General features: G+C 65.7%; 26 protein-coding genes and 3 tRNA genes. 12 read left to right on the forward strand and 17 right to left on the reverse strand.

Features of this window, described 5'->3' with window-relative positions:
- Window positions 1-88: 88 nt before the first annotated feature.
- A complete protein-coding gene (gene gyrA / locus J4O76_RS04970; RefSeq protein ID WP_426280616.1) occupies window positions 89-2,854 on the forward strand; it encodes a DNA gyrase subunit A in 2,766 nt (921 codons plus the stop codon).
- The gene (locus tag J4O76_RS04975; protein WP_426280617.1) at window positions 2,851-3,201 is read left to right on the forward strand and encodes a DUF952 domain-containing protein; all 351 of its coding nucleotides are present in this window, start codon (window positions 2,851-2,853) and stop codon (window positions 3,199-3,201) included. The genes gyrA and J4O76_RS04975 overlap by 4 nt, the downstream gene beginning before the upstream one ends.
- Window positions 3,202-3,524: 323 nt before the next feature.
- Here J4O76_RS04975 and J4O76_RS04980 read toward each other — a convergent pair whose 3' ends face one another.
- On the reverse strand, window positions 3,525-4,478 hold the full coding sequence (locus J4O76_RS04980) for an alpha/beta fold hydrolase (protein WP_426280618.1): 954 nt from the start codon (window positions 4,476-4,478) through the stop codon (window positions 3,525-3,527).
- A gap of 72 nt (window positions 4,479-4,550) precedes the next feature.
- Here J4O76_RS04980 and J4O76_RS04985 point away from each other — a divergent pair, with 72 nt between their 5' ends.
- Window positions 4,551-5,519 (forward strand): alpha/beta hydrolase, encoded by a 969-nt coding sequence (locus J4O76_RS04985; RefSeq protein ID WP_426280619.1) that lies wholly within the window; start codon window positions 4,551-4,553, stop codon window positions 5,517-5,519.
- 9 nt (window positions 5,520-5,528) lie between these two features.
- Here the strand turns inward: J4O76_RS04985 and J4O76_RS04990 are convergent.
- Both J4O76_RS04990 and J4O76_RS04995 read right to left on the reverse strand, forming a co-directional pair.
- Window positions 5,529-5,605 (reverse strand) — tRNA-Arg (locus J4O76_RS04990).
- A 50-nt stretch (window positions 5,606-5,655) separates the two neighbouring features.
- Window positions 5,656-5,732 (reverse strand) — tRNA-Arg (locus tag J4O76_RS04995).
- A 94-nt stretch (window positions 5,733-5,826) separates the two neighbouring features.
- Between J4O76_RS04995 and J4O76_RS05000 the strand changes: the two genes are divergently transcribed.
- The gene (locus J4O76_RS05000) at window positions 5,827-6,336 is read left to right on the forward strand and encodes a hypothetical protein (RefSeq protein ID WP_426280620.1); all 510 of its coding nucleotides are present in this window, start codon (window positions 5,827-5,829) and stop codon (window positions 6,334-6,336) included.
- 40 nt (window positions 6,337-6,376) lie between these two features.
- Here J4O76_RS05000 and J4O76_RS05005 read toward each other — a convergent pair whose 3' ends face one another.
- Genes J4O76_RS05005 through hemB form a run of 3 tightly spaced genes read right to left on the reverse strand, consistent with a single transcriptional unit; the run spans window position 6,377 to window position 10,138 of the window.
- Window positions 6,377-8,617 carry a spermidine synthase gene (locus tag J4O76_RS05005; protein WP_426280622.1) on the reverse strand — a complete coding sequence of 747 codons (2,241 nt, stop codon included), beginning with the start codon at window positions 8,615-8,617 and terminating at the stop codon, window positions 6,377-6,379.
- On the reverse strand, window positions 8,610-9,149 hold the full coding sequence (locus J4O76_RS05010) for a GNAT family N-acetyltransferase (RefSeq protein WP_426280624.1): 540 nt from the start codon (window positions 9,147-9,149) through the stop codon (window positions 8,610-8,612). Before J4O76_RS05010 ends, J4O76_RS05005 begins: the two co-directional genes overlap by 8 nt.
- Window positions 9,146-10,138, reverse strand: a complete 993-nt coding sequence (hemB, locus tag J4O76_RS05015) for a porphobilinogen synthase (RefSeq protein ID WP_426280625.1) — start codon at window positions 10,136-10,138, stop codon at window positions 9,146-9,148. The genes J4O76_RS05010 and hemB overlap by 4 nt, the downstream gene beginning before the upstream one ends.
- A 92-nt stretch (window positions 10,139-10,230) precedes the next feature.
- Between hemB and J4O76_RS05020 the strand changes: the two genes are divergently transcribed.
- Window positions 10,231-11,115, forward strand: a complete 885-nt coding sequence (locus J4O76_RS05020; protein ID WP_056062698.1) for a diacylglycerol/lipid kinase family protein — start codon at window positions 10,231-10,233, stop codon at window positions 11,113-11,115.
- Between the two features lie 263 nt (window positions 11,116-11,378).
- On the opposite strand, the gene J4O76_RS05025 is transcribed toward J4O76_RS05020, so the two are convergent.
- On the reverse strand, window positions 11,379-11,999 hold the full coding sequence (locus J4O76_RS05025) for a peptidylprolyl isomerase (protein ID WP_426280626.1): 621 nt from the start codon (window positions 11,997-11,999) through the stop codon (window positions 11,379-11,381).
- A gap of 114 nt (window positions 12,000-12,113) precedes the next feature.
- On the opposite strand from J4O76_RS05025, the gene J4O76_RS05030 reads away from it, so the two are divergent.
- From J4O76_RS05030 to J4O76_RS05055, 6 genes are read left to right on the forward strand one after another with little or no spacing between them, the layout of a single operon-like run.
- The gene (locus tag J4O76_RS05030; protein ID WP_426280627.1) at window positions 12,114-13,019 is read left to right on the forward strand and encodes an ATP-grasp domain-containing protein; all 906 of its coding nucleotides are present in this window, start codon (window positions 12,114-12,116) and stop codon (window positions 13,017-13,019) included.
- Complete coding sequence (locus tag J4O76_RS05035; RefSeq protein WP_426280628.1) at window positions 13,019-14,035, forward strand: LLM class flavin-dependent oxidoreductase; 1,017 nt, start codon at window positions 13,019-13,021, stop codon at window positions 14,033-14,035. The genes J4O76_RS05030 and J4O76_RS05035 overlap by 1 nt, the downstream gene beginning before the upstream one ends.
- Window positions 14,032-14,766, forward strand: coding sequence for a methionine ABC transporter ATP-binding protein (locus J4O76_RS05040; RefSeq protein WP_426280629.1), 735 nt, complete (start codon window positions 14,032-14,034; stop codon window positions 14,764-14,766). The genes J4O76_RS05035 and J4O76_RS05040 overlap by 4 nt, the downstream gene beginning before the upstream one ends.
- Entirely contained in the window at window positions 14,763-15,425 is a 663-nt protein-coding gene (locus J4O76_RS05045) for a methionine ABC transporter permease (protein WP_426280630.1), read from the forward strand. The genes J4O76_RS05040 and J4O76_RS05045 overlap by 4 nt, the downstream gene beginning before the upstream one ends.
- 22 nt (window positions 15,426-15,447) lie before the next feature.
- A complete protein-coding gene (locus J4O76_RS05050) occupies window positions 15,448-16,242 on the forward strand; it encodes a MetQ/NlpA family ABC transporter substrate-binding protein (protein ID WP_426280631.1) in 795 nt (264 codons plus the stop codon).
- A 39-nt stretch (window positions 16,243-16,281) separates the two neighbouring features.
- The gene (locus tag J4O76_RS05055) at window positions 16,282-17,250 is read left to right on the forward strand and encodes a magnesium and cobalt transport protein CorA (RefSeq protein ID WP_426280632.1); all 969 of its coding nucleotides are present in this window, start codon (window positions 16,282-16,284) and stop codon (window positions 17,248-17,250) included.
- Between the two features lie 278 nt (window positions 17,251-17,528).
- Here the strand turns inward: J4O76_RS05055 and J4O76_RS05060 are convergent, their stop codons facing one another.
- Window positions 17,529-18,518 (reverse strand): NADP-dependent oxidoreductase, encoded by a 990-nt coding sequence (locus J4O76_RS05060; RefSeq protein ID WP_426280633.1) that lies wholly within the window; start codon window positions 18,516-18,518, stop codon window positions 17,529-17,531.
- A 141-nt stretch (window positions 18,519-18,659) separates the two neighbouring features.
- Window positions 18,660-20,045 (reverse strand): DUF2171 domain-containing protein, encoded by a 1,386-nt coding sequence (locus J4O76_RS05065; RefSeq protein ID WP_426280634.1) that lies wholly within the window; start codon window positions 20,043-20,045, stop codon window positions 18,660-18,662.
- Between the two features lie 236 nt (window positions 20,046-20,281).
- Between J4O76_RS05065 and J4O76_RS05070 the strand changes: the two genes are divergently transcribed.
- Window positions 20,282-20,357: transfer RNA gene (locus tag J4O76_RS05070), tRNA-Ala, on the forward strand.
- A 27-nt stretch (window positions 20,358-20,384) separates the two neighbouring features.
- Here the strand turns inward: J4O76_RS05070 and J4O76_RS05075 are convergent.
- The 8 genes from J4O76_RS05075 to J4O76_RS05110 all read right to left on the reverse strand — a co-directional run bounded on the left by J4O76_RS05075 (window position 20,385) and on the right by J4O76_RS05110 (window position 24,715).
- Window positions 20,385-21,782, reverse strand: a complete 1,398-nt coding sequence (locus J4O76_RS05075; RefSeq protein ID WP_426280635.1) for a hypothetical protein — start codon at window positions 21,780-21,782, stop codon at window positions 20,385-20,387.
- A gap of 161 nt (window positions 21,783-21,943) precedes the next feature.
- A complete protein-coding gene (locus J4O76_RS05080; protein ID WP_426280636.1) occupies window positions 21,944-22,483 on the reverse strand; it encodes a hypothetical protein in 540 nt (179 codons plus the stop codon).
- The gene (locus tag J4O76_RS05085; RefSeq protein WP_426280637.1) at window positions 22,480-22,845 is read right to left on the reverse strand and encodes a hypothetical protein; all 366 of its coding nucleotides are present in this window, start codon (window positions 22,843-22,845) and stop codon (window positions 22,480-22,482) included. Before J4O76_RS05085 ends, J4O76_RS05080 begins: the two co-directional genes overlap by 4 nt.
- The gene (locus tag J4O76_RS05090; RefSeq protein WP_426280638.1) at window positions 22,845-23,372 is read right to left on the reverse strand and encodes a hypothetical protein; all 528 of its coding nucleotides are present in this window, start codon (window positions 23,370-23,372) and stop codon (window positions 22,845-22,847) included. The genes J4O76_RS05085 and J4O76_RS05090 overlap by 1 nt, the downstream gene beginning before the upstream one ends.
- Entirely contained in the window at window positions 23,372-23,650 is a 279-nt protein-coding gene (locus J4O76_RS05095) for a hypothetical protein (RefSeq protein WP_426280639.1), read from the reverse strand. Before J4O76_RS05095 ends, J4O76_RS05090 begins: the two co-directional genes overlap by 1 nt.
- Window positions 23,650-24,081 carry an ASCH domain-containing protein gene (locus J4O76_RS05100; protein ID WP_426280640.1) on the reverse strand — a complete coding sequence of 144 codons (432 nt, stop codon included), beginning with the start codon at window positions 24,079-24,081 and terminating at the stop codon, window positions 23,650-23,652. The genes J4O76_RS05095 and J4O76_RS05100 overlap by 1 nt, the downstream gene beginning before the upstream one ends.
- Window positions 24,081-24,248 carry a hypothetical protein gene (locus J4O76_RS05105; protein ID WP_426280641.1) on the reverse strand — a complete coding sequence of 56 codons (168 nt, stop codon included), beginning with the start codon at window positions 24,246-24,248 and terminating at the stop codon, window positions 24,081-24,083. The genes J4O76_RS05100 and J4O76_RS05105 overlap by 1 nt, the downstream gene beginning before the upstream one ends.
- Window positions 24,245-24,715 (reverse strand): hypothetical protein, encoded by a 471-nt coding sequence (locus J4O76_RS05110; protein ID WP_426280643.1) that lies wholly within the window; start codon window positions 24,713-24,715, stop codon window positions 24,245-24,247. Before J4O76_RS05110 ends, J4O76_RS05105 begins: the two co-directional genes overlap by 4 nt.
- Between the last annotated feature and the right edge of the window lie 36 nt (window positions 24,716-24,751).

A 24,751-nucleotide genomic window follows, 5' to 3' on the forward strand; every position in this document is an offset into this window, starting at 1 on the left:
CGTGCGTACGCGTGCGCGGGGGTAGTAAGGTGCCCCCCCCTCGGCTAAGGTGTGTCACAACACCGCAACAAGCCGAAAGCGTTCAGATTTGACCGACGAGACCATACTCGCCGAACCACAGGGCGGCGAGCCCGCCGGCATCGCCACGATCTCGATCGTCGACGAGATGAAGTCGAGCTATCTCGACTATGCGATGAGCGTCATCGTCGCGCGCGCGCTGCCCGACGTCCGCGACGGCCTGAAGCCCGTCCACCGCCGCATCCTGTACGGCGCGCACGAAAGCGGCTTCGTCGCCGGCAAGCCGTACCGCAAGTCCGCGCGCGTCGTCGGTGACGTGATGGGTAAATACCATCCGCACGGCGACAGCTCGATCTACGACGCCTTGGCCCGCATGACCCAGGACTGGTCGATGCGCGTGCCGCTGATCGACGGCCAGGGCAACTTCGGCTCGATGGATCCCGATCCGCCCGCGGCGATGCGCTACACCGAGGCACGCCTGGGCAAGGTCGCGAACGCGCTGCTCGGCGATCTTGACAAGGACACGGTCGACTTCACGCCCAACTATGACGGCTCGGAGCGCGAGCCTTCGGTGTTGCCGGCGCGCTTCCCGAACCTGCTGGTCAACGGCGCGGGCGGCATCGCGGTCGGCATGGCGACCAACATCCCGCCGCACAATCTCGGCGAAGTCATCGCCGCGTGCCTCGCGTACATGGACAATGGCGCGATCACGACCGAGGAACTGTTCGAGATCGTACCCGGTCCCGACTTCCCGACCGGCGCGATCATCCTCGGCCGCGCGGGCGCCAAGTCCGCCTACGAAACCGGCCGCGGCTCGATCATCGTCCGCTCGCGCCATATCGTCGAGGAGGGCAAGGGCGACCGTCGCTCCATCGTGCTCACCGAAATCCCGTTCCAGACCGGCAAGAACGGCCTGGTCGAGAAGATCGCCGAAGCCGCCAAGGACAAGCGGATCGAAGGCGTCAGCGACATCCGCGACGAATCGAGCCGCATGGGCGTCCGCATCGTCATCGACCTGAAGCGCGACGCGACCGTCGACGTGGTGCTCAACCAGCTCTGGCGCCACACGCCCGCGCAGTCGAGCTTCCCCGCCAACATGCTGGCGATCCGCGGCGGCCGTCCCGAACTGCTCAACCTGCGCGACATCATCGGCGCGTTCATCACGTTCCGCGAGCAGGTCATCACCCGCCGCTCGAAATTCGAACTGGCGAAGGCCCGCGAGCGCGCGCATCTGTTGCTCGGCCTCGTCATCGCGGTCACCAACCTCGACGAAGTCGTCAAGATCATCCGCGGCTCGTCGAGCCCCGCCGAAGCGCGCGGCAAGCTGCTCGCCCGCGAATGGCCGGTCGAGGAGATCGCGCCGTACATCGCGCTGGTCGAGGCGGTCGAGGACAAGCAGGCCGACGGCATCTACAAGCTGTCCGAGCCGCAGGTCCGCGCGATCCTCGATCTCCGCCTGCACCGCCTCACGCTGCTGGGCCGAGACGAGATCGGCGACGAGCTGAAGGCGCTGGCCGCGACGATCGGCGAGTTGCTCCACATCCTCGGCGACCGTGCGAAGCTGTACGAAGTGATGCGCGGCGAGCTGATCGCGATCCGCGACGAATTCGCCACGCCGCGCCGCTCCGAGATCGCCGCCGCCGCCAACGGCATCGACGACGAGGACCTGATCGAGCGCGAGGACATGGTCGTCACGGTGACCATGCAGGGCTATATCAAGCGCACCAGCCTCGACACGTTCCGCGCGCAGGCCCGCGGCGGCAAGGGTCGCGCGGGCATGTCGACGAAGGACGAGGACGTCGTCACCGAGCTGTTCGTCACCTCGACGCACACCCCGGTGCTGTTCTTCTCGAACCTCGGCAAGGTCTATCGCTACAAGGTCTGGCGCCTGCCCGAGGGTGGTCCCGCGACGCGTGGTCGGCCGATGATCAACCTGCTGCCGCTGGCGCCGGGCGAGACGATCTCGACCGTGCTCCCGCTGCCGGAGGATCTGAGCGAGTGGAGCCGTCTGCACGTGATGTTCGCGACGCAGCGCGGACTCGTGCGCCGCAACGCGATGGATGCGTTCACCAACGTGCCGTCGAACGGCAAGATCGCGATGCGCTTCGAAGAAGGGTCCGAGGACAAGCTGATCGGCGTCGCGCTGCTCAGCGAGCATGACGACGTGCTGCTCGCGACCAAGCTCGGCAAGGCGATCCGCTTTGCCGGCGACGACGTCCGCGAGTTCCAGAGCCGGACGTCGACCGGCGTACGCGGCGTCACGCTGAAGGGCGACGACGAGGTCATCTCGCTGTCGGTCCTCCACCGTGTCGGCGCGACGCCCGAGGAGCGCGAGACGTATCTCAAGTTCGCCCCGTGGAAGGGCGAACGCGAGGGCGATCACGGCATGGGCGCCGACCGTTACAACGACCTCAAGGACCGCGAGCAGTTCATCCTGACGGTCTGCGAGAACGGCTATGGCAAGCTGTCGAGCGCCTATGACTACCGCCGCACCGGCCGCGGTGGCCAGGGCATCACCAACATCGACAACATCGCGCGCAACGGCCCCGTCGTCGCGAGCTTCGCCGCGGCGAAGGGCCATCAGCTGATGCTGGTGACCAACCAGGCGAAACTGATCCGCACGACGCTCGCGTCGCTCCGCGTCATCAGCCGCAACTCGGCCGGCGTGAAGCTGTTCGACGTGGCGAAGGGCGAACACGTCGTCTCCGCCGCACGGATCGAGGAAACCGAGGAAGACGCCGAGATCAACCTGGCGGACGCCGTGCCCGAGGTCGCGCCTGATACCGGCGCGACGATCGGCGAGGACGACGCAGCAGGTCCGGAGGACGGCGAATGAGCCGCGATCCGATCGCGTACAAGGTGCTGACGGGGGAGCAGCTGGCGACCCTGGAAAGCGGGAGCTTTGCAGGCGCGCCGGTGGATGTAGCCGATGGCTATATCCACCTCTCGACCGCCGAGCAGCTGACGGAGACGGTGGACAAGCACTTCGCTGGCCAGTCGGACCTGCATGTGGCTGCGATCGATCTCGAAGCGCTCGACGACGACGTGAAGTGGGAAGAGTCGCGCGGCGGACAACTGTTCCCGCATATCTATGGCGGGCCGCTGCTGCTCGAGGTCGTACTGTCCTACGGTCCGTTGGAACGAGACGACAAGGGCAAGGTAAAACTCCCCGTCGCCGGCTGACCGGTACTCAAACGCAAGCTTGTTCTCCCGCGAAGGCGGGAGCCCAGACTGGGCTCCCGCCTTCGCGGGAGAACAAGAAGCGGGAGATGGCGTTCGTTGCCGTCTCTCGGACAGCTATCGGCATTGCATCAACACGAGCATCGGCAACTTCCAACGCCGCGAGTGCTTGTTGTCGAGAACGCGCTCCCTACCAAAGCACCACCCCGGCGAAGGCCGGGGCCCAATTGGGGAAGCTAGCTAACGGAGCGCAAACCTCAGTTACGTCGACCTTTCCAATTGGACCCCGGCCTGCGCCGGGGTGGACAAACTACTAGGGTAAACCCTCACCCAGCCGCAAACGCAGCCCTCACAAACCGCGCACAAGCCTCAGGCGCCGTAATCGGGATCATGTGCCCGCCCTCGATCGTGTCGATCTTCGCTCCCGGAATAACCGCAGCAGTCCGGTGACCATTCCAGGCCGGATCAAGAATAGCATCCTGCCGCCCGAACAAGATCCGCACCGGCAAACCGATCTCCGCATACCGCCCGACCATCGCCGTCACATCGTCGTTCGCCCCGGCAAGATCCGCCGCCGCCGCCGCGATCGCGATCGGCCGTGCCGACAGCGCACCACCGCCCCGCGTTATGAAATCCTCCGGCACAGCCTCGGGCGCAAACACGCCTTCCAGTGTCTTCTTCGCGGTCAACCGGCTGAGCGGCGTCCCCAACACCTGCGCGAACGCCAGACGCGCACCCGACGGAATCCGGGCGAGCCCGCGGAAGCTCTCGGGCACCTGCTCCAACGGCTGCGTCAGCGGCGCGATCAACGCCAGCGCGCGGACCAGATGCGGATGGTCGAGCCCGACCGCGAGGCTCAGCGCACCGCCCAACGAATGCCCGACCAGCAAAGGCCGATCGAGCCCGAGCTTCTGGATGAAGTCGGCGATGATCGCGCCCTGCCCGATGATCCCCGGCATCGCCCCCGTCGCGGTCGAATAGCCCGACCCCGGCCGATCGACGACGATCACGCGGTAGTCGTCCTTCAGCAGGTCGACGAGCGCATAGCTGAAGTTGCGCAACTGCCCGGCGAGCCCGTGGACCATGACGATCGTCGGCCCGCTGCCGACATCGATATAATGCAGCCGAGCACCCGCGACGTCGAGAAAACGCCCTTCCGCCGGCACCAAATCCTCGGCAAGCCGCGCGACGCGGCTCGAATAGAGCGACAGCCCGATCCCCGATACCGCCGCCAGCAGCGCCCCGCCGATCAATCGCTTGCCCGTCCGCTTCATAGCCATCTCCTCAAATCCTTAGTGCGCTGAACGCCCGGCCTTGTCCAAAGTCGCAGCTGCCCGCGCAGGGAACTCGTCGTGGCCACCAAACGTCCGACCCGCGAAGGAGATGCGCCGGTGGATCCACAGGCTCGAACGATACTCGACACGGTAAAGACACTCGCCCCGGGCGCCGATCCGCACGCCGACGATGCGCAGTGGCTCGCCGACTTCCGCTACCAGACGGCGCTGCTGAAGACCTTCTCCAGCGATCCGGAACCGGTCCATGCGATCACGCACCTCATGCTGCCGTCCGAGTCCGGCCCGCTGACCGTGCGGCTATATCGCCCGAAACCCGGTCCGTTGCCGCTGCTGCTGCACATCCACGGCGGCGGCGCGATCGCTGGGTCGATCGACGGCCATGATCCTGCATTGCGCGCGCTGGCGAACCGGACCGGCTGGCTGGTCGCCGCCCCCGCCTATCGCCTAGCGCCCGAACACCGCTTCCCCGCGCAACTCGACGATAGCTGGACGGCGCTGCAACGCCTCATCGCGCAAGCCGACGCGCTGGACATCGACCGATCGCGCATCGTCATATCCGGGGACAGCATAGGCGGTACGCTCGCGACCGCGCTCGCCTCCCGCGCAGCATCCGAAGGCGGACCAGCGCTACAGGGCCAGATCCTGCTCTACCCGAACACCGACCTGCGCCGCGACACCGCCTACCCATCGCGGCAAAGCGAAGACGGCAACATCATCGATGCGAAGTCGCTGGAGCGGCAGATCGACCTGTACCTAGCCTCGGACGCAGACCGCACCGACCCCCACGCGTCGCCCATCCTGGCAGATGACCTCGCCACCCTGCCCCAGACGCTGCTGATAACCTGCGAGAACGACCCGCTACGCGACGAAGGCGAAGCCTATGGCCAGCGCCTGCGCGACGCAGGCGTCACGGTCGACCACGACCGGTTCGACGGCATGATCCACGCCTTCCTGCAAATGGGCGGAAAGCTGGACGCGACCGACAGGCTGCTCGATCGCATCGCCCGCTGGCTCGACGCCCGATGATAGGAAAAATGGTGCACCCAGAGCGATTCGAACGCCCGACCCTCAGATTCGTAGTCTGATGCTCTATCCAGCTGAGCTATGGGTGCATCGCCGTCCGGTGACCGGTTCGACAAGCCCGCCGTGAAGCGGAAAATCCTGGTGCACCCAGAGCGATTCGAACGCCCGACCCTCAGATTCGTAGTCTGATGCTCTATCCAGCTGAGCTATGGGTGCACTGGAGGGGCGCTGATAGCAGGCATTTTCGGGGGCGCAAGGGTTTGCCGCGATAAAGTTGTGTCGGGAGGCGCGGACGCATAGAGCGGCGGGCATGAAACTCGCCGCTCCGCTCCGTTCGCTGTCGCTACTCGCCCTGCTCGCGGCGTCCGCGTGCAGCAAGGATACCACCGCCTATCCGTCGCTCGGCCTGCGCCCGGTCGAGAAGCTCGGATTCGCCGAGCCCGAGGTGAAGTCCGCGGTAGCCGCCCCCGATCCGGCGCTCGATGCGGATATCCAAACGATCTCGGCCAAGCTCGATGCGATCGCCACCGGCTTCACGCGCGATGCGGCCAAGACCGAGGCCCTCGCACGGACCGCACGCGGCGGCGCGGTTGGCAGCGACGCGTGGCTCGCCGCGCAGACCGCTCTCGCCGGACTCGACGACTGGCGCGCGCAATCGTCGGCGCTGGTGACCGACATAGAACAACGCGCCACCGACCGCGCCGCCAAGCTGCAGCCCGACTATCCGGCACTGGCCGCGATCCGCGACAAGGCACAGGCAGAGAACGATCGCCAGGGCGCCACGATCACCCGCATCCAGGCTAGCCTCCCCGCCGCCTGATCCGCTGCTGATCCTCGCCCGACAGGGGAGGATCAGACGGCTAGAACCCCTTCAGCAACGGCAGGATCGTCGAATAATCGTCCGTCCATGCCGTGAAGCCCTTGCGCGGCACCAGCGGTGCCCACTCCGGATCACCCGACTGCAACGCAGCGATCGCACGCGGATCGCGCGACAAAGCCACCCAGTCCGACGCCGACGCCCGATCGACCAGCACGCTCGACGGACGGTATTTCAGCTCGACCGCAGTCCACCCGCCCTCGCGCGCCGCCGCCGCGATCACCGGCTCCAGATCGATGAACCGGTTGGAAATATGCACCAGCAACAGGCCGCCCTGCGACAGCACCCGGCCATAGGTCGCGAACGCCTCGCGCGTCATCAGGTGCATCGGCACCGAATCCGAAGAGAACGCATCGAGCGCGAGCAGGTCGAGACTATCCGCCGCATCATGCGACAGCGCGATCCGCGCATCGCCCATCCGGATCTCGGACTTGGGCAGGCACCGGGACAGATAGGTGAACTGCCCGGTATCGCGCGCGATCCGCACCACCGCCGGGTCGATCTCGTAGAACCGCCAGCGCTGCCCCGGCCGCGCATAGCAGGAGAGCGTCCCCGTCCCCAGCCCGACCACACCGATCCGCGCCTGCGGGCCGTATAGCGCGGGCGCGGCTTGCATCGCCTGCCCGACGCCCGATCCTGCCGCGTAATAGGTCGTCGGCGTCCGCTCGCGCTCAGGGGAACCGCGCAACTGGATGCCATGCACCGTCGTCCCATGATCGAGCTCGCGCGTGCCGCCGTTCGGCCCCGGCTCATCTCGCACGGTATAGACGCCGAAATAACTCCGCACCCGCGCGCCCGGATCGAGCGAGAACTCGAGCGACCGATACCCGCCGAACAGCACCAGCGCCCCCGCCAGCACGACCATGTACGGCCGCCGCGCGCCGATCGCGACGAATCCGATCGCGGCTATCACCAGGAACACGAGGCCCTGGCGCCCCTCGCCGAACACGCCATCGGGATTGCCGATTCGCAATGCGGTAAGGATGACCAACGCGCAGACGATCGCGAGCAACGCGACGTGTTTCGCTGGCCCCTTGCCCATCCACAGCGCGCGGAACCGTCCGAACAGATAAATCTGCGGCACAAGCGCGCCCGCCGCAAGGATCAGCAGTGGATACTCATACGTCCAGTCGAACACCACGGGCGCCACCAGCGCAGCGAACACCCCGCCGAGCGCCCCGCCTGCCGACATCGCGAGATAGAATCCGGTCAATCGATCCGGCGCCGGCCGCTTGCGGTACAGCGTCGTGTGCAACGCAACCGAGATCATGAACAGCAACACCAGCGCGATCCCCGCGCTGAAGAACGGCCGCTCGTTGACCCCGCCCATGATGATCCCGCCGAACAACAAAATCGTGATCGGCGCGATCCGCGTCAGCAGGTCGGCAAGCCAGCGATCGTTTGCAAACGCCACGCTGAAACTCAGCAGGTACAGCCCGAGCGGGATCACCCACAGCAGCGGCATCGCGACGATATCGGTGGTAATATAGGTCGACGTCGCCAGCATCATCCCCGACGGCACGAGCGCCAGCGCAATCCAATGCGCGATCCGCCGCGCGCCCGGCGGCGCGCTGGTTGCGGCAACATGATCGACTGCTGCGGTCTTCGGCAGACGCGTGGCGCAGGCGAGCACCAGCACGATCAGCAGCAGATACCCGCCGCTCCACAACAGGCTCTGGCCGTGCACCGCCATCAGCGGCTCGACCAGCAACGGGTACGCGATCAGCCCCGCAAAACTGCCGAGATTGGACGCGGCATACAGCGCATAGGGATCGCCGCCGCCACTCGCCGCGCTGAACCAGCGCTGGATCAGCGGTGCCTGCGCGGATACCGCAAAGAACAACGGCCCGATCGACAGCCCGAGCAGCCACGGCACCCAAAGCGCAGGCAACGCGTCCGCCGGAAGGTCCATCGCGATCAACCCGATCGGCAACCACAACGCCGCGACGATCAGCACGCCCAAATGGATCGCCGCCTGCGCCCGCGGCCTCACCCGCCCAAGCCAATGCGCATACGCATAGCCCGCGAGCAGCAGCGCCTGGTACACGAGCATCGCCGAGTTCCACACCGCCGGCGCGCCACCCAGCCGCGGCAACGCCATCCGCGCGACCATCGGCTGGACGAGGAACAGCAGGAAAGATCCGGTCAGGATCGTCGCCACGAACATCGTCCGGCACCAGCGCGCCATCAGCGGCTGGTCTTCGATCGATACGGTCTCAGACATAAGCGGGGCGGTCGATCCGGTAGAGAATATGGCGGCGAAGCGGGTCGCCAGCGGTGAGCTTCGGATGATCGAAATCGCCATCGACCACGCGGGTCATTCCGAGCCGCTCCATGAGCGCGCGGCTGGCCGTGTTTGCCGGGACGGTGATCGCCCAGACCGTCGGCAAGTCCATCTCACGCCAACCCCAGGCGAGGGAAGCCTCCGCTGCCTCCCGTGCATAGCCCTGCCCCCATTCGCTCTGGACGAGACTCCAGCCAATCTCGGGTTTCCCCTCGATCGGCGTACCGACCGGGCCCGGCTTGATCCCGCACCAGCCGATGAACGCGCCGGTATCCCGTCGTTCGAGCGCCCAGAAGCACGCGCCATAGTCGGCGAACATCGCCTTCTGGCGTGCCACCACCGCGACGGAGTCGGCCAGCGTCGGCGCCGGCCCGAGATACGCCATCACCGCCGGGTCGGCGCACATTGCATGATGCAAGGCGGCATCGTCATCACGCCAGCCGCGCAAGATCAGCCGTTCGGTCTGGATCATCCGCCGAGCAATTTTGCCGCATGCGCCGCGTGATAGGTCAGCACGCCCGAGCAGCCTGCGCGCTTGAACGACATCAGCGTCTCCAGCACCATCACGTCGCGCTCCGCCGCACCCGCCGCGACGGCGTGCTCGATCATCGCGTATTCGCCCGACACCTGGTACGCGAACACCGGTACCTCGAACGCCTGTCGCACGCGGACGATGATGTCGAGATACGGCAGGCCGGGCTTGACCATCACCGTGTCGGCGCCCTCCGCCAGGTCCATCGCGACCTCTCGCAAGGCCTCTTCGGCGTTGGCGTTGTCCATCTGGTACGTCTTCTTGTCGCCCTTCAGCAGACCGCGCGAGCCGACCGCATCGCGGAATGGACCGTAGAACGCGCTGGCGTACTTGGCGGCGTAGGACATGATCTGGACGTTGTGGTGCGACTCCCCCTCCAGCGCGCTGCGGATCATGCCGATCCGGCCGTCCATCATGTCCGACGGCGCGATGATGTCCGCGCCCGCGTTCGCCTGGTTGAGCGCCTGCGCGACGAGCATCTCGGCAGTCGTGTCGTTGACGACATAGCCCGCCGCGTCGACCAGCCCGTCATGGCCGTGGCTGGTGTACGGATCGAGCGCGACGTCGGTCAGCACGCCGACCTCGGGCACCGCGTCCTTCAGCGCGCGGATCGCCTGGCACATCAGATTGTCGGGGTTGAGCGCTTCGCGACCGTCCTCGGTCCGGCGATCGACCTGCGTGTACGGGAACAGCGCGATGCACGGGATGCCGAGGTCGCGCGCCTCGCGGCCGCGCGCGACGATCCCGTCGACCGACCAGCGCGACACGCCCGGCAGGCTGGCGATCGGTTGCTCGACGCCGGCTCCTTCGGTGACGAACAGCGGCCAGATCAGGTCGGCGGGAGTCAACACGGTCTCGGCATGGAGGCGGCGGCTCCAGGCGGAGGCGCGGGTGCGACGGAGGCGAAGCGCGGGATAGCTTGCGGTCATGCGGCGGGCTTTGCGGGATGCGCGACGACGGATCAAGTTTTACGGGCAAAGCGTTACGGGTGCGAAACCGCATGCCGTGCGTTGGGGGCCTTATGTCGAACGATACGATCACGTCCGCCGCGCTCGTCGTCAACGCCAAGTCGCGCAAGGGCCAGAAGCTGTTCAAGCGCGCATGTGCGGCGATGTCGGGGCTGCCCTATGAGGTCGACGCGCATGCGGTCGAGGACCCCAAGGACCTCGAGGCGACGGTGCTAAGGGCGCTCGCGAAGAAGCCGGACTTGCTGATCCTCGGCGGCGGCGATGGCACGGTCAGCGGGCTGGTCGACCTGATGGTCGGGCACGACGTGATCCTGGGCGTCCTGCCGCTCGGCACCGCCAACAGCTTTGCGCGCACGCTTGGCATTCCGCTGAATATCGAGGGCGCGGTGGAGGTGATCCGGACCGGCAAGCCACGTCGCATCGATCTCGGCATGATCGACGGCGATTATTTCGCAAACTGCGCCGCGATGGGCATCAGCCCGAAGATCGCCGAGACGGTCCCGCACGGCCTCAAGAAGGTCTTCGGCAAGGTCGGCTATCTGGCGTGGGCGACGTATCAATACATGCGCTTCCGCCCGTTCACGCTGATCGTCGGCGAAGGCCCGACCGCGGTGAAGATCCGCGTGGTTGAGGTGCGGATCTCGAATGGGCCATATCATGGCGGCACCGAACTGGTCGACGCAGCCGCAGTCGATTCGGGCGAGATCGTGGTGCAGGCGGTGATGGGGCACGTGAAGCGGCGGCTGGTGCAGAACTGGTATGCCAGCGTGTTCCGGCTCGAGTCGCGCCACGAGAAGGTGCGGGACTTTCGGGGCAAGAGCCTGAAGATCAACACGATCCCCCCGCTGCCGATCTCGATCGACGGCGAAGTGCTGGCGAAGACCCCGGTGACGGCGAAAGTCGCGGCCGGAATCATCCGGGTTATGGCACCGGCCTGAAGGCGCGCACGACTAGCCGCACCGCCCGGTTACTTGTTCTCCCGCGAAGGCGGGAGCCCAGTCTGGGTCCCCGCCTTCGCGGGGAAACAACATTGGGTCGCGATAAGCCGCCTCACCAGCCACCACCCCGGCGAAGGCCGGGGCCCAGTTGGAAAGGTCGCAGTAACGACGCGCAGCGCTCAGTTGGCGACGTCCCCCAACTGGGCCCCGGCCTCCGCCGGGGTGGTCGATGAGAAGCGTGATTGCACTCTATCCGACGCCCGTTACTTCACCCGCCGCACGGTCAAAATCTTAACCGGCGCAGCGATCATCTGCCCCTTCATCACCCCCACCCCGGCAGTCGGCGAGGTCGGCGCAGCAAGAATCCGCTTCACAACGTCCATCCCCTCCACCACATGCCCGAACGCCGCAAACCCCGCCGTATCCCCACTCCCCGCCGGATTAGCATCGAGCGACAACACCGGCCCGACGGTAATGAAGAAGTCCGCCGTCGCACTCCCCGGCGCAAACCTTGCCATCGAGATCGTCGCGTCGACATGCGACAACCCGGTCTGGCTAGTCGGCTCGTGCTTCACCGGCGGCAACAGACGCTTCACCTCGCCCTGCGGCCCGCCCTGGATCAACCCGCCATCCGCCCCGAGCTTCATCGCGCGGTAGAACGTCACCCCGTCGAGCCGCTTCTGGTCGACATAGCGCAGGAAGTTCGCGGTCGTCAGCGGCGCGCGCTCCTTCTCCAGCGCCAGCGTGATCGGCCCCTCGCTCGTCGTCATCACGATCGAGACCGTCGCCGGGACGACAGGCGAAGGCGCCGGCGGAGCCTCCTGTGCCGAGACGGAAACGGCGCCGAGAACGGCAAGAGCGAGCGTGACGAATCTGGAGATCATCCGCCACGCTACCGCGTCCTCCCCTCGCTGTCAGCGGCCCCGCGACGCGATATTGCGCGCGGCAAAGTTTTGCTTGGGTTTGCACGCCCGCACGCAATGCGTATCCGGTGAGCGATGACCGATCTCGCCATTCTCTACGAGCACCCGCTCTGGTTCGAACCGCTGTTCGCCGCCCTCGACCGCCGGGGCGTCGCGTTCACCCGCGCGACACCCGACGGCTTCTGGAACCCCGCCGACCAGAGCGCCCCCGCCCCCGCCGTCTTCAACCGCATCGCGATGTCGAGCTTCCTGCGCAACGACGAGCATCCGATCTTCGACACGATGGCGATGCTCGATCACTGGCACCGCACGGGTGCGCGCGTGGTAAACGGCACCGACGTTCTCGCGATCGACGCCTCCAAGGCGCGGCAATTGTCGCTGATCGCCTCGCTCGGCCTCGCGATCCCCGAGACGCGCGTCGTCCACCGCGCCGCCGACGTCGTCCCCGCCGCGCAGACGCTCCGCTTCCCGCTGGTCGTGAAGGCGAACATCGGCGGATCGGGCGCGGGCATCATCCGCTTCGACAGCCTCGAAGAATTGCGCACCGCAGTCGCTGACAGCGGCCTCCCAAACAGCGTCGACGGCGTCCTGCTGGTCCAGGAATACGTCCCCGTCCGCGACGGTGCGATCACCCGGATCGAGACGCTAGACCGCAAGTTCCTCTACGCGATCGATGTCGCGGGCGGCGGCGCGTTCGATCTCTGCCCGGCGGATGCGTGCGTCGTCCCCGGCTCGGGCATCAGGATGGCCGCGGTCGAGCCCTCGCAGACCTTGAAGGACGCCGCCGAAGCGATCGCCCGCGCGGTCGATCTCGACGTCGGCGGAGTCGAGGTCATGATCGACGACCGCGACGGCGTGGCACGCTTCTACGACATAAACGCGCTGTCGAACTTCGTCGCCAAGCCCCTCGAAATGCTCGGCTGGGATCCGCACGACCGCCTCGTCGATTACCTGATCGAACAGATCGAGAAGGCCCGCTGATGCGCTATGGTTACTGGACTCCCGTCTTCGGCGGCTGGCTTCGCAACGTCCCCGACGAGGGGATGGAGGCGAGTTGGGCGTACACCAAGGCGCTCACGCAGAACGCCGAGCGCTGGGGCTATGACCTGACGCTGATCGCCGAGCTGAACCTCAACGATATCAAGGGCATCGAACAGCCCGCGCTCGATGCGTGGTCGACCGCGGCCGCGCTCGCGGCGGTGACCGACAGCATCGAGCTGATGGTCGCGGTCCGCCCGAACTTTCACCACCCCGCATTGTTCGCCAAGGCCGCGGCGAACATCGACCGGATTTCGGGCGGGCGGCTCGCGCTCAATGTCGTGTCGTCCTGGTGGGCGGACGAAGCGAAGCAATACGGCCTCCAGTTCGACCAGCACGACGATCGCTACGCGCGGACCGCCGAGTGGCTGACCGTCGTCGATGGGTTGTGGACGCAGGAGCGCTTCGACTTCGCGGGCCAGTTCTACACCACCGAACAGGCGATCTGCTCGCCCAAGCCCGTCAAGCGCCCAACCGTCTATGCCGGCGGCGAAAGCGAGAAGGCAAAGGCGATGATCGCCGCGCAGTGCGATGCGTACGTCATGCACGGCGACCCCGCCGACGCGATCGCGCCGAAGATCGCCGACATGGCGGCGCGACGCGAAGCCGCTGGCGGCGCGCCGATGCAGTACGGGATGGCCGCCTACGCAATCGTCCGCGACAGCGAGGCGGAGGCCAAGCGCGAGCTCGACCGCATCACCAGCGTCACCGAACTCCCCGCCGGCTATGCGAATTTCGACCAGTGGTTGTCGGGCACGCAGCTCGAACGCGAATTGAAGATCCAGGAATATTCCGTCTCCAACCGCGGCCTGCGCCCCAATCTGGTCGGCACGCCCGAGCAGTTGAAGGAGCGCGTCGCCGAGTATGAAGCGGCCGGTCTCGATCTGCTGCTGCTCCAGATGAGCCCGCAGGCCGAGGAAATGGAGCGGTTCGCCGCGCAGGTCATGGGCACCGCATGATCCGCCTAACTGACGTCGTTAAAACCTACCCGGCAAGCGACGCGGCTGCCCTCGACGGCGTGTCGATGGAGATCCCGGCGCGCGGCGTGTTCGGGGTCATCGGCCAGTCCGGCGCAGGCAAGTCGACGCTGATCCGCCTGATCAACGCGCTAGAACGCCCGACTTCGGGTCGGGTAGAGGTCGATGGCGTCGACGTAGCCGCGTTGTCCGCGGCGGACCTGCGCGCGCTGCGCCGCCGGATCGGCATGATCTTCCAGAACTTCGGCCTGCTGTCGTCGCGCACGGTCGCGGCAAACGTCGCGTTCCCGCTCGTGCTCGCGGGTGTATCCAAAGCTGAGCGCGAGACGAAAGTCGCCGCACTGCTCGACCGCGTAGGCCTCGCCGATCACGCCACCAAATACCCCGCCCAACTCTCCGGCGGCCAGAAACAGCGCGTCGGCATCGCCCGCGCGCTCGCCACCGACCCCGACATCCTGCTCTGCGACGAAGCCACCAGCGCGCTGGATCCCGAAACCACCCGCTCGGTCCTGACCCTCCTCCGCAACCTCAACCGAGACCTAGGCCTGACGATCGTCCTGATCACGCACGAAATGGACGTCGTTCGCTACGTCTGCGACCGCGTCGCCGTGCTCGAGCGCGGCCGCATCGTCGAGACCGGCGAGGTCACCGATATCTTCGCCAACGCCGCCCACCCGGCAACGCAGCGCATGCTGGCGGCGCTGGCGGCATGAGCTTCTTCGCGAACATCGACTGGTCCGACATCGGCCAGGCGTGCCTCGACACGCTGATCATGCTCGGCGGATCGCTGATCCTCACGATCGCATTCGGCCTGCCGCTCGGCGTCCTGCTCTACCTCACCGGGCAGGGCCGCCTGTCGCAGAACCGCGTCGCCAACGCTGTGCTCGGGATCATCGTCAACATCCTCCGCTCGGTGCCGTTCATCATTTTGCTGATCGTGATGATCCCGCTCACCGTGATGCTCGTCGGCACCTCGCTAGGCGTTGCCGGCGCGATCCCCCCGCTCGTCGTTGGTGCTGCGCCGTTCTACGCGCGCCTCGTCGAGGGATCGCTCAAGGAAGTCGACCGCACCACGATCGAGGCCGTGCAGGCGATGGGCGCCACCACCCGCCAGATCGTCACCGGCGCGCTGATCCCCGAGGCGCTCCCCGGACTGATCGCCGGCGCCACCGTGACCGCGGTCGCGCTCGTCTCGTTCACCGCGATGGCGGGCGTGGTTGGCGCAGGCGGGCTCGGCGATCTCGCGATCCGCTTCGGCTATCAGCGCTTCCAGACCGACGTCATGGTCGTCACCGTCGTGCTGCTGGTCGTGCTCGTCCAGATCATCCAATATGCCGGCGACGCGCTCGCCCGCCACTTCACCCGCCGCTGATCTAACGCCGCTAGGAACCGCCATGAACCGCCGCATTTTGCTCGCCTCGTTCTCGCTGCTCGCGCTCGCCGCCTGCGGTGGCACCAAGACCAACGACGGCAAGACGCTGACCGTCGCCGCGACGGCGGTCCCGCATGCCGAAATCCTGGAATCGATCAAGCCGACGCTCGCCAAGGAAGGCGTCGACCTCCAGATCCGCGTCTTCAACGACTACGTCCAGCCTAACCTCCAGGTCGAGCAGAAGCAGATCGACGTCAGCTATTTCGAGACCAAGCCGTATCTCGACGAGTTCAACGCCTCGCGCGGCACGCATCTGGTGACCTATGCTGGCGTCCACGTCGAACCGCTCGGCGCCTATTCGCGCAAGTGGAAGTCGATCGCGGAGATCCCCAACGGCGCTACCGTCGCGATCCCGAACGAGCCGAGCAACGGCGGCCGCGCGCTGCTGCTGCTGCAAAAGGCCGGGCTGATCACGCTCAAGAATCCGACCAACCCGCTTGCGAGCCTCAACGACATCGCCACCAACCCCAAGAACCTGCAGTTCAAGGAACTGGAGGGCGCCACCCTGCCGCGCACGCTCGGCGAGGTCGATCTTGCGCTGATCAACACCAACTACGCGCTCGACGCGAAGCTCAACCCGGTCCGCGATGCGCTCGCGATCGAGGACAAGAACAGCCCCTACGTCAATTTCGTCGTCGGCCTGCCCGGCGGCGAGAAGGATCCGCGCGTCGTGAAGCTGATCGCCGCGTTGCGCAGCCCGGCGACCAAGACCTTCATCGAGCAGCATTATCGGGGTGCGGTGCTCCCGGCGTTCTGATACCGGCGCGAGCCCAGTAAGCGTAATCCTCGAGGCTCCATGACGGTCGTCGCCGCGTATCTCTATCGCCATGGCAAGCGCGTCCGCGCGGTCTCGATCGACGAAAAGGTCGATTGTCCCGCGGATCGCTCCGAGTTCGTCTGGATCGGCATCTGCGACCCGACCGACGCCGAGATGCGGACGCTGAAGGAGCAGTATAACCTGCACCCACTGGCGGTGGAGGATGCGATCAAGGCGGACCAGTTGCCCAAAGTCGACGTCTATGGCGACCAGTTGTTCGTCGTCGCCCGCACCGCACAGCTGGAGCAGGACAAGATCGCATACGGCGAAACCGCGATCTTCGTCGGGCACAGCCACATCATCAGCGTCCGCCACGGCTCGGCACGCTCGCACAAGGCGTTGCGCGAACAGCTCGAAGCCGCGCCCACCTTGCTGATCAACGGCGTCGATTACGTCCTCCACGCGATCCTCGATTACGTCGTCGACGGCTATCTCCCGATCGTCGAGAGCATCGAGGACGAGGTGCTGGCGATGGAGCAACGCACGATCGACGCATTCCTGGGCCGCGACGAGATCGTCCGCATCTTCGGGCTCCGACGCGAGATGATCCGCTTCCAGCGTATCTTGGGGCCGATGGGCGAGGTCGCAGGCAAGATCGTCCGCCTCGACCTGCCGTGCATCGACGCCGAGGCGAAACCGTATTTCAGCGACGTGCTCGACCACGTCCGCCGCGTGCAGACGATGGTCGAGGGCCTGCGCGAAGTCCTGACGTCGGTGTTCGAATTCAGCAACCTGCTCGAACAGCAACGCACCGGCGCGATCACCCGCCAGCTCGCCGCCTGGGCCGCGATCCTCGCCGTGCCTACCGCGATCGCCGGGATCTACGGCATGAACTTCGAGAACATGCCCGAGTTGAAGACGGAGTACGGGTATTTCGTCGTGCTGGGCGTGATCGCGGTCGTCTGCGCCGCGCTGTACGTGAAGTTCAAGCAGGCCAAGTGGTTGTAGCGGAACCGATCACCCACTCCGTCATGCCGGGCTCGTTCCGGCATCCACCGATCCGCATACTCGCCAGCCGTCGATACGCGGCACGGTGGCCCCCCGGAACTAGTCCGGGGTGACGCGGGAATGCAGCCGTCCCTCTACTGCATCCTCCCCCGCCAGGGGGAGGTGGCTGGCCCTTGCCAGACGGAGGGGGAGGTAAGGGATAACTGTGGTTGCGCGTTCCTCCCCCTCCGTCACCTTCGGTGCCACCTCCCCCTGGCGGGGGAGGATCGAAGAGCAGCTCAAACCTTGACGAGCATCTTCCCCGTATTCCCACCCGAGAACAGCCCCAGGAACGCATCCGGCATCGTCTCGAGCCCCTCGTGCACCGTCTCCTGCCGCTTCAGCGTCCCCGCCGCCAGCATCCCGCCCATGTCCTTGTAGAACTCCTCGGCGCGATTCATGTAGTCGCTGACGATGAACCCGCGGATCTGCACGCGGTTACCGATCAGTCGCGCGAGGTACTTCAACTGCGTCGCCGCGCCGCTGTTGTACACGTCGATCATCCCGCAAACCGCGAACCGCGCATGCATCCGCGCATGCGCCAGCGCCGCGTCGAGATGCTCGCCGCCGACGTTGTCGAAATACACGTCGATACCCTTCGGAGCAGCCTCGCCGAGCGCCTTCACCACCGGCACGTCGCTCTTGTAGTCGATCACCGCATCCGCACCGAGCGACTTCACCCACGCGCATTTCTCCGCGCCGCCGGCCGAACCGATCACCGTCATGCCCTTGGCCTTGGCGACCTGCACCACGGTCGATCCGACCGCACCCGCCGCCGCCGATACGAACACCGTGTCGCCAGTCTTGGCTTCGGCAACCTGGAGTAGCCCGAAATACCCGGTCATCCCCGGCATACCGAGCTGACCCAGAAACGCCTGCGGAGGCACGTCGAGCGCGGGCAGCTTCTGCACCTGCGCGGCCGGCACCACCGCCTCGTCGCGCCAGCCCGCCATATGCAGCACCATGTCGCCGACCTTGATGCCGTCGTCGTTGCTCTCGACCACTTCGCCGACCGCACCGCCCTGCATCGCCTCGCCCAGCGCGAACGGCGGGACATAGCTCTTCACGTCGTTCATCCGCCCGCGCATGTACGGGTCGACCGACAGCCAGCGATTGGCGATCCGCACCTCGCCGGCGCCGAGCGTCGACTGGTCGAGATCGATCATGGCGAAGTCGGTATGCTTCGGCATGCCTTGCGGACGTGCCTTCAGGCTCCATGCACGGGCCATAAACTTGCTCCTGTCTTGATTATTCGTGTTGCGGGTATGGCGAAACGCACACCCAACGCAACCTGCAAAAAGGCCCGGACGTTTCCGCCCGGGCCCCTTTCCGGCTGACATCATGCGACGCCAGCCAACGCTTTCAACCAGTTAGTACGTGGTCGAACCCGACTTGCCGAGCGTGTCCGACGTCGTACCAGTGGTGGTGCCGCCGGTCGTCGTGCCCGTGGTCGATGCCGTGCCAGTACCCGATGCCGTGCCGGTCGCCGTGCTGCCCGTCTGCGAGCTCGAAGCATAACCGCTGGTGCCAGCATCCTTCTTGTCGCCGCCGGTGCGATCACCGTACTCGAACATCGCCGAGTTGCGCTCTTCTTCCTTCCACGCCGCCTTGGCTTCGTCGGCCGACTTCGACAGCGTCACCTTGCCGTCGACGGTCTTGATCCAGCGCGACGGGATCGAGTGGTGCACGCCGCCTGCATCGCGGTCGTTCTTGGTCAGCAGGATCCGGTCGCCCTTCACCTTGTCGACCGTGCCGACATGGCTGCCGTCAGACCCGACGACTTCCATATGCTCGGTGACCTGCGACAGCGAACTGCGCTGGCCCTGGCGCTCATTGCGCCACGACGAGAACTCGGTCTCGAACTTCGAGCGGTTCTCGTTCCGATACTCGTCATAGTCACGGTCGAGCGCCGCGATCTGCGAGCTCCGCCAGCCATGATAATGGTCGTCATGCGTGTTCGACGAGCGATTGCCGAACGCACGATTGTCCGAGTTGCCATAGGACCGCTCGTCATAGCGTGCATCGGCTTCGCGGCGACGCTCCGCCTCGTCGTCACCGAACCACGAGCGAACTTCGTCGCCTGCGCGCGCGATGAAACCGCGATCGTCATAATCATAGCCCTGTGGCTGACGACCATAGTCACGCCCCTCGTTCCGGCTGCCGCCACGCGAAGAGTTGCGGTTGTCGTCATCGGCATCGCGGTTGCGACCGACGTCCTCGAAGCGACGGCCATCCGATGCATAGCTGCCATGATATTCGGTATCGCCCGAACCCTGGCTGCGCTGGCCGTAGGACTGCTGGCCATAGCCCTGTCCAGACCGTTGCTGGCCGTAACCCTGCTGACCGTAACCCTGCTGGCCGTTACCCTGCTGGCCGTTACCCTGCTGGCCGTTACCCTGCTGGCCATAACCCTGCTGGCCATAACCCTGGCCCGATCCCTGGGCGTAGCGCGACTGGCCGTAGCGATCGCCGCCCGATGGCTGCGAGCGGTCATTGTGGCCGCCATAATAATCACGACCGCCCTGCTCGCGACCATATTGGTCGCCGCGTCCCTGGTCGTCACGCCCCTGATATCCCTGGCCGCGGCCGCTGCGGTTATCGTCGCGGTCATATTCGCCGGCGGCTTCATATTCGCGCGCGCTGGAACGACCATAGCCGCCACCGTCCGCGCGGAAATCGCGACCATAATCGTTCGAGTTCGGCCGACCGTAATAGTCGCCCGACTGGCGATCTCGGGTGTTGCGTTCGTAGACCATAGGAACCTCCTAATTGCTGTCCTGCGGTTGCCGGGTTCGTCGATAGCAAGCCCGTACATTCCGAAGTCTACAAGCGCCAAACTGGCGGAATGTTCCTGCGATCGCGGCGACTTGACGGCGACCCGACGCTCCGTTGCGACGACGCGCCGGAGGGAAGTTCGAGCCGTCTCACCAACCCGGTTGCAAGGCCCAAATCGAGCCGCTAGATCACCATCTTGGCCTATGGCCAACCGCGCGGGGCCGTAGCTCAGATGGGAGAGCGCTGCAATCGCACTGCAGAGGTCAGGGGTTCGATTCCCCTCGGCTCCACCACGCGCAAGCCGTTATAAACATTCGGTATTATGCAGTGCGCCGAACCCGCGCTCCGGTCAGTGCAACCACGTTGGTATCGCGCTGGTATCGCAAATGGGTATCGGTGAACTCGCCCACGGCTTGCCAGAACGCCTCGGTCGAGGCGGTAAATTCGCGCAGGTACTCGGGGCGCAGGTGGGTATAGCTCGCGCCTGTCCCCTGCTCGCTGTGGCCGGCGGCCGCATCGATCTGAGCTTCGGGCACGCCCTGGCGCTTATGCCATGTGTGGATCGTATGGCGCAGCGTGTTAGGCGTACCGATGCCGACCATCTTCGGCCGGCGCTTGGTCTCGCCCAGCTTCTTGCGCGGCTCCAGCCAAACCGGTTTGCCGTCGGAGTCGGTCGCTTGCTGCGCCAGTCCGAGATCCGGTCGCGCGGCGTGGGCGGCGAGTAGCACGCCCTCGAAACCATTCGCGATGTTCGCGGTTGGACGTTCGAACCAATCGGCCCCGCCCCCTGCCCGCGTCTTCGCGGACGTCGGCGTGCGATACCGGATGACCTTGCCGGTCACACCGTCGAGCCACGGCGCGAGCGTGGGGCAGATCGGCACGATCGCGCGACGCTTGCGGGTCTGCTCCTCGTCGGGACGCAGAAAGTAGATTAGGCCCTGGCGGATCTGCGTATCGGCATCCAGTTCGAGGATCGCCTCCGTCCGTCCGTGCGTCGACAGATTGATCATCGCGAACAGATGAATGTGGCGACGCTGCTCGTCCGCCGCGGCCGCGTCGAGGATCGCGGCGACCTGCTCCGGGCTCCATTCGAGCTCCTTCCGCTTCTTCCGGCCCTTGACCTCCTTGATGCGCGGCGCGGCCGTCAAATGGTTGTTTTTCATTCCCCAGTTGATCGGACCGCGAAGCGCCGCGATGTCGCGCGAAATTGTCGGCGCCGAGACGCCTTGCTCAGACCTCCACGCGATGAAGGCGTCGATCAAACCGTTGGTGATAGAAAGGACCGTCAGCGGATCGGGTAGAAGGCGCTTCGCGCGCATGTGCGCCCAGAACGTCTCAAGCACTTCGACGGAATCGAGATAACGGCTGGGCGCTTCAAGGTTGGCAACGTGTTGCTGAATCCACATCGCTGTCAGTTCGGCGATCAGGACGTCGCCGGGTGCCAGCGGACCGACTGGCTGGATCGTTTTCGCGTTCGCGCGCCATGCCGTCCAGTGATCGGCTAAGCTCTCTTTTGCATCTTCCGGCGGAGCTCCGCCGCCACCTCCGATACCCGTCGATGTGCGGCGGGTTGTACGTCCATCAAGCCAGCAGATGTTCCAGTCGTCCCGATCGGCCCGGTACCAGAGCCAGAAAGGCCCGAGTTCGAACCGGCCATCAGCTGCGGCGGTACCGCGCTTGGCTCGCTTTCCGGTGCGGGTAGCGGGACGGGACGGCATTGCAATCGGAACTCCTTGGCTTCGCGTGCGGACAGAACCGCATAGATATCGTCGTCTAGCAAGGCCGCGACGTGTTCCGGGTCTAGATGCAGCCGCGTGCCGTTCTTCGCCGCACGACGTAGGCGGCTCAGCATCTCACCAAATACCGGTTCCGCGCCCATCTACGCCACCTGCCGTTCGTGTGGGTAGTAACCCATCTGCCGCAGCTGGATGTTTGCGAAGGTGATCGCCCGGCGATTGCAGTCCGGCGCGCGTTGCTGCCACCAGAGCATCGCCTCCAGGGCGGCCATGTAGCTTTCCCAGTGCAGGTAAGGCCGGACGCGCGCCGTCGTCGGGTCGTGCGCGTCGACAAGCGCCCATAGCTGAGCCAGCGATCGGACGAAGAACCGTTCACCGTACTCGTTGACGATCGCCTGGCGGGCATGATCATGGCGCTTGATCGCACCCGTCAGCACTGCCTTCAGATCAGCGACCTTCTCCGCGTTGGTCGCGCCCTTGACCGGCGGAAGCTCGATACGCGCATAGTGCGCCCAGTCGACGGCGATGGCAGTTGAGATCCGCAGGCGGTTGGCGGCGTCCTCGGCGGACAGCTTCCCGGCTGCGACCAGCGGCGGATCACCTTGCTCGCGGTTCTTGCGAATGTCCTCGGCGACGAGCGCCATCTCGGCATCGGCGTAGAGGAAGCGGGGGCGCTCGATCATGCGGCCACCTTCGCCGCGATCTCGTCGGCATCGTCTAGTAGCGCGTCTACGAGGTCCTCATCGGCGAGCGTGGCCAGCAGCTGCCGCGCTAGGGCGGTGACCGTCACCTGTCTGCGGATGGCATGGGGCCGGAGCGCGCGCAGGACGTCGTTGTCGATCGCGACCGTGTTCCACGACGGAAGCTCGACCTCTCGACGTTGCGTTCGGCTCTGTCGATTGGCACTGGCCTCCAAGGCCGTGACGGTATTCGGCTCGATGCCGATCCGTGCGGCTATGATCGAAGTTGAGAGACCTTCCTGCCGCATCGCGAGAACGGCTGCCGTACGCGACGGATAGCCGAGACAAAACTTCGGGGCGCCCATTACACTTCCCCCCGCATCTCGGCACGTTGCGCGGCCGTTAGATTGCAGAGATCGAGACCGGCGCGGGCGAGCGCCTTAGCGTCTGCGGGCTTGGCAAGAATGGCCGTGAAGCAGGTTCGCGCGTAATCGATGCGCGCTGCCAGACTGTCGACATCGTCCTGCGCAGTATCCTCTGCTGAGAGCCAATGCGTCACGTACTGGAAGCCGCAACCCGCTTTTACGAACTCGCCGACGGCAAGGTCGAACTGCGCGACATCGTACGGACAGTAGCTGTTTGGATTGCTCCTCGTGAAAAACCACGTCCCGTCACGGGGCGCGGTCGCGATAGGCCGCCATCCCTGGGCATGCTCAATGCGATGGCGCGCAAGCATCTGGAGGGCCCCATCCGTGTCGGGCAAGCTGGCGACGTTTTCGGTGGCCATCGCCACGGACCAACCGCCCGTCGATAAAAGGCCCCGCCGCATCTGGTCGCGGTCGGCTTCGATAACCGCGACCGGTGCCTCTATGTTCGGCATGATAGGACGCATCAGGCCCATCCTTCTATGAAACGGCTGATGGCACCGAGCAGCTGCCCAAGTACCTCGCGGCGTTCCGGGTTGAGATCGTCGGCTTCGAGTTCGATGGAACAGACCGACTGGAGCGCGTCCGCCAAGTTCTCGGCGACCTCGCGGCCACCCAGATTTGTGGCGAGGTCCATCGTCCCACGGCTTGCCTCGACGAGATCGGTTACGGCCGCGCTGGCGGACGCCGCTGCTGCGATGATCAGGCCGGACGGCTCGGTTATGCCGGTAAGAAGTTCGCCCATTATGACAGCCCTCCCTTGCCGGCCTGCGCGAGCAGATCATCGGGTACGTCGAACAAGCCCTGCATGCCGCGGAACGGCACCGGCTCATCGAGCATGACGATGTCGTCGAGTATCCAGCCAAAGCGACCGGGCCCGTAGTTCCCGAACGCCTCTTCCATTTCGCCGATGCCGCGGCGGAGGATGTCCTCGCTCCGATCGCAGCGGACCAGGCGAGCCGTCGCGACGATCGCGCCGAGCGGCGGGGCCGCAAGCCGGAGATCGTAAAGGCCAGCGAACATCGCCGCGGTCTCGCGCTCGTCGCCGGTCCAACGCTTCGCAGCGTGGATCGCGAGCTTACCGGTGTAGTTGGTCGACCAGTGGCGCGTTTCGATGCGCTTCAGGCCCAGTGCTACGGCAGATGCCCATGGCTGCCAGAGGGATATGCAGCGCATCAGACTTTTCCTCCCGCCCGGACGCGCTGGTTCGCAAAGCCGGCCGCCTCGGCGACGCGAGTCTTCGCCTTCTTCGCGATACGGTCGGCAACGCGCTCGACGATTAATTCGGCCGTGCGCGTTGCAGCCCAGCCGATGATCTTCATGGTGGGTTCGGCGATCATCATTCGACGGTCGCAACATCGTTGCGCTCCAGCCACTGGTCACGGTTGTCGCCGAGACGGCGGTCCAGCTGTTCCTCGGTCTCCGGCCAAAGGTGCATATCGTGCACCAGGCGCTTGTACGTGCCCCACCAAAAGTGTCGGATGTCCAGATCGGGATGCTTGTAGCCAATGATTTCGACGGCATGGAGAAGGTGAAGTTGGAAGTGATGCGGGATGGCATCGAGTTCGCGGAGATAGGCGCCGACGATCTCTTCCATTGGCTCATGCCAGTCGCTGCCGAACAAGGCAGCGAAGCTGGGCCCGGTGAAGGACCCGCCGCCATGCTCGTAGGGCGTTGCCAGGACTGCCTGATCCATTGCCGACAGCAGGACGCAGCGACGATACCAACGCAGAAGCATTTTGGTCGGGCCGTACTTCGGAATACCATCGGGGCCGCGAACGGCGGTGAGCAGCACGGTCTGCTGCATCATGGTTAGATCGGTGACCCAAGATTGTAGGACGCTCGG

It is taken from the genome of Sphingomonas sp. NFX23, assembly GCF_049887795.1.
Classification (GTDB): Bacteria; Pseudomonadota; Alphaproteobacteria; order Sphingomonadales; family Sphingomonadaceae; genus Sphingomonas.

What these genes read in the sequence shown, in the direction of transcription:
- J4O76_RS05020 (WP_056062698.1), top strand. Translation starts at nt 10,231, where the DNA reads ATGTCGAACGATACGATCACGTCCGCCGCGCTCGTCGTCAACGCCAAG.
- J4O76_RS05075 (WP_426280635.1), bottom strand. Translation starts at nt 21,782, where the DNA reads ATGCCGTCCCGTCCCGCTACCCGCACCGGAAAGCGAGCCAAGCGCGGT.
- J4O76_RS05035 (WP_426280628.1), top strand. Translation starts at nt 13,019, where the DNA reads ATGCGCTATGGTTACTGGACTCCCGTCTTCGGCGGCTGGCTTCGCAAC.
- J4O76_RS05085 (WP_426280637.1), bottom strand. Translation starts at nt 22,845, where the DNA reads ATGGGCGCCCCGAAGTTTTGTCTCGGCTATCCGTCGCGTACGGCAGCC.
- J4O76_RS05060 (WP_426280633.1), bottom strand. Translation starts at nt 18,518, where the DNA reads ATGGCCCGTGCATGGAGCCTGAAGGCACGTCCGCAAGGCATGCCGAAG.
- J4O76_RS05105 (WP_426280641.1), bottom strand. Translation starts at nt 24,248, where the DNA reads ATGATGATCGCCGAACCCACCATGAAGATCATCGGCTGGGCTGCAACG.
- J4O76_RS05000 (WP_426280620.1), top strand. Translation starts at nt 5,827, where the DNA reads ATGAAACTCGCCGCTCCGCTCCGTTCGCTGTCGCTACTCGCCCTGCTC.
- J4O76_RS05095 (WP_426280639.1), bottom strand. Translation starts at nt 23,650, where the DNA reads ATGGGCGAACTTCTTACCGGCATAACCGAGCCGTCCGGCCTGATCATC.
- J4O76_RS05030 (WP_426280627.1), top strand. Translation starts at nt 12,114, where the DNA reads ATGACCGATCTCGCCATTCTCTACGAGCACCCGCTCTGGTTCGAACCG.
- J4O76_RS04980 (WP_426280618.1), bottom strand. Translation starts at nt 4,478, where the DNA reads ATGGCTATGAAGCGGACGGGCAAGCGATTGATCGGCGGGGCGCTGCTG.
- J4O76_RS05025 (WP_426280626.1), bottom strand. Translation starts at nt 11,999, where the DNA reads ATGATCTCCAGATTCGTCACGCTCGCTCTTGCCGTTCTCGGCGCCGTT.
- J4O76_RS05055 (WP_426280632.1), top strand. Translation starts at nt 16,282, where the DNA reads ATGACGGTCGTCGCCGCGTATCTCTATCGCCATGGCAAGCGCGTCCGC.
- J4O76_RS05005 (WP_426280622.1), bottom strand. Translation starts at nt 8,617, where the DNA reads ATGTCTGAGACCGTATCGATCGAAGACCAGCCGCTGATGGCGCGCTGG.
- J4O76_RS05090 (WP_426280638.1), bottom strand. Translation starts at nt 23,372, where the DNA reads ATGCGTCCTATCATGCCGAACATAGAGGCACCGGTCGCGGTTATCGAA.
- J4O76_RS04975 (WP_426280617.1), top strand. Translation starts at nt 2,851, where the DNA reads ATGAGCCGCGATCCGATCGCGTACAAGGTGCTGACGGGGGAGCAGCTG.
- J4O76_RS05080 (WP_426280636.1), bottom strand. Translation starts at nt 22,483, where the DNA reads ATGATCGAGCGCCCCCGCTTCCTCTACGCCGATGCCGAGATGGCGCTC.
- J4O76_RS05100 (WP_426280640.1), bottom strand. Translation starts at nt 24,081, where the DNA reads ATGCGCTGCATATCCCTCTGGCAGCCATGGGCATCTGCCGTAGCACTG.
- J4O76_RS05050 (WP_426280631.1), top strand. Translation starts at nt 15,448, where the DNA reads ATGAACCGCCGCATTTTGCTCGCCTCGTTCTCGCTGCTCGCGCTCGCC.
- J4O76_RS05010 (WP_426280624.1), bottom strand. Translation starts at nt 9,149, where the DNA reads ATGATCCAGACCGAACGGCTGATCTTGCGCGGCTGGCGTGATGACGAT.
- J4O76_RS05040 (WP_426280629.1), top strand. Translation starts at nt 14,032, where the DNA reads ATGATCCGCCTAACTGACGTCGTTAAAACCTACCCGGCAAGCGACGCG.
- hemB (WP_426280625.1), bottom strand. Translation starts at nt 10,138, where the DNA reads ATGACCGCAAGCTATCCCGCGCTTCGCCTCCGTCGCACCCGCGCCTCC.
- J4O76_RS05110 (WP_426280643.1), bottom strand. Translation starts at nt 24,715, where the DNA reads ATGATGCAGCAGACCGTGCTGCTCACCGCCGTTCGCGGCCCCGATGGT.
- J4O76_RS05065 (WP_426280634.1), bottom strand. Translation starts at nt 20,045, where the DNA reads ATGGTCTACGAACGCAACACCCGAGATCGCCAGTCGGGCGACTATTAC.
- J4O76_RS05045 (WP_426280630.1), top strand. Translation starts at nt 14,763, where the DNA reads ATGAGCTTCTTCGCGAACATCGACTGGTCCGACATCGGCCAGGCGTGC.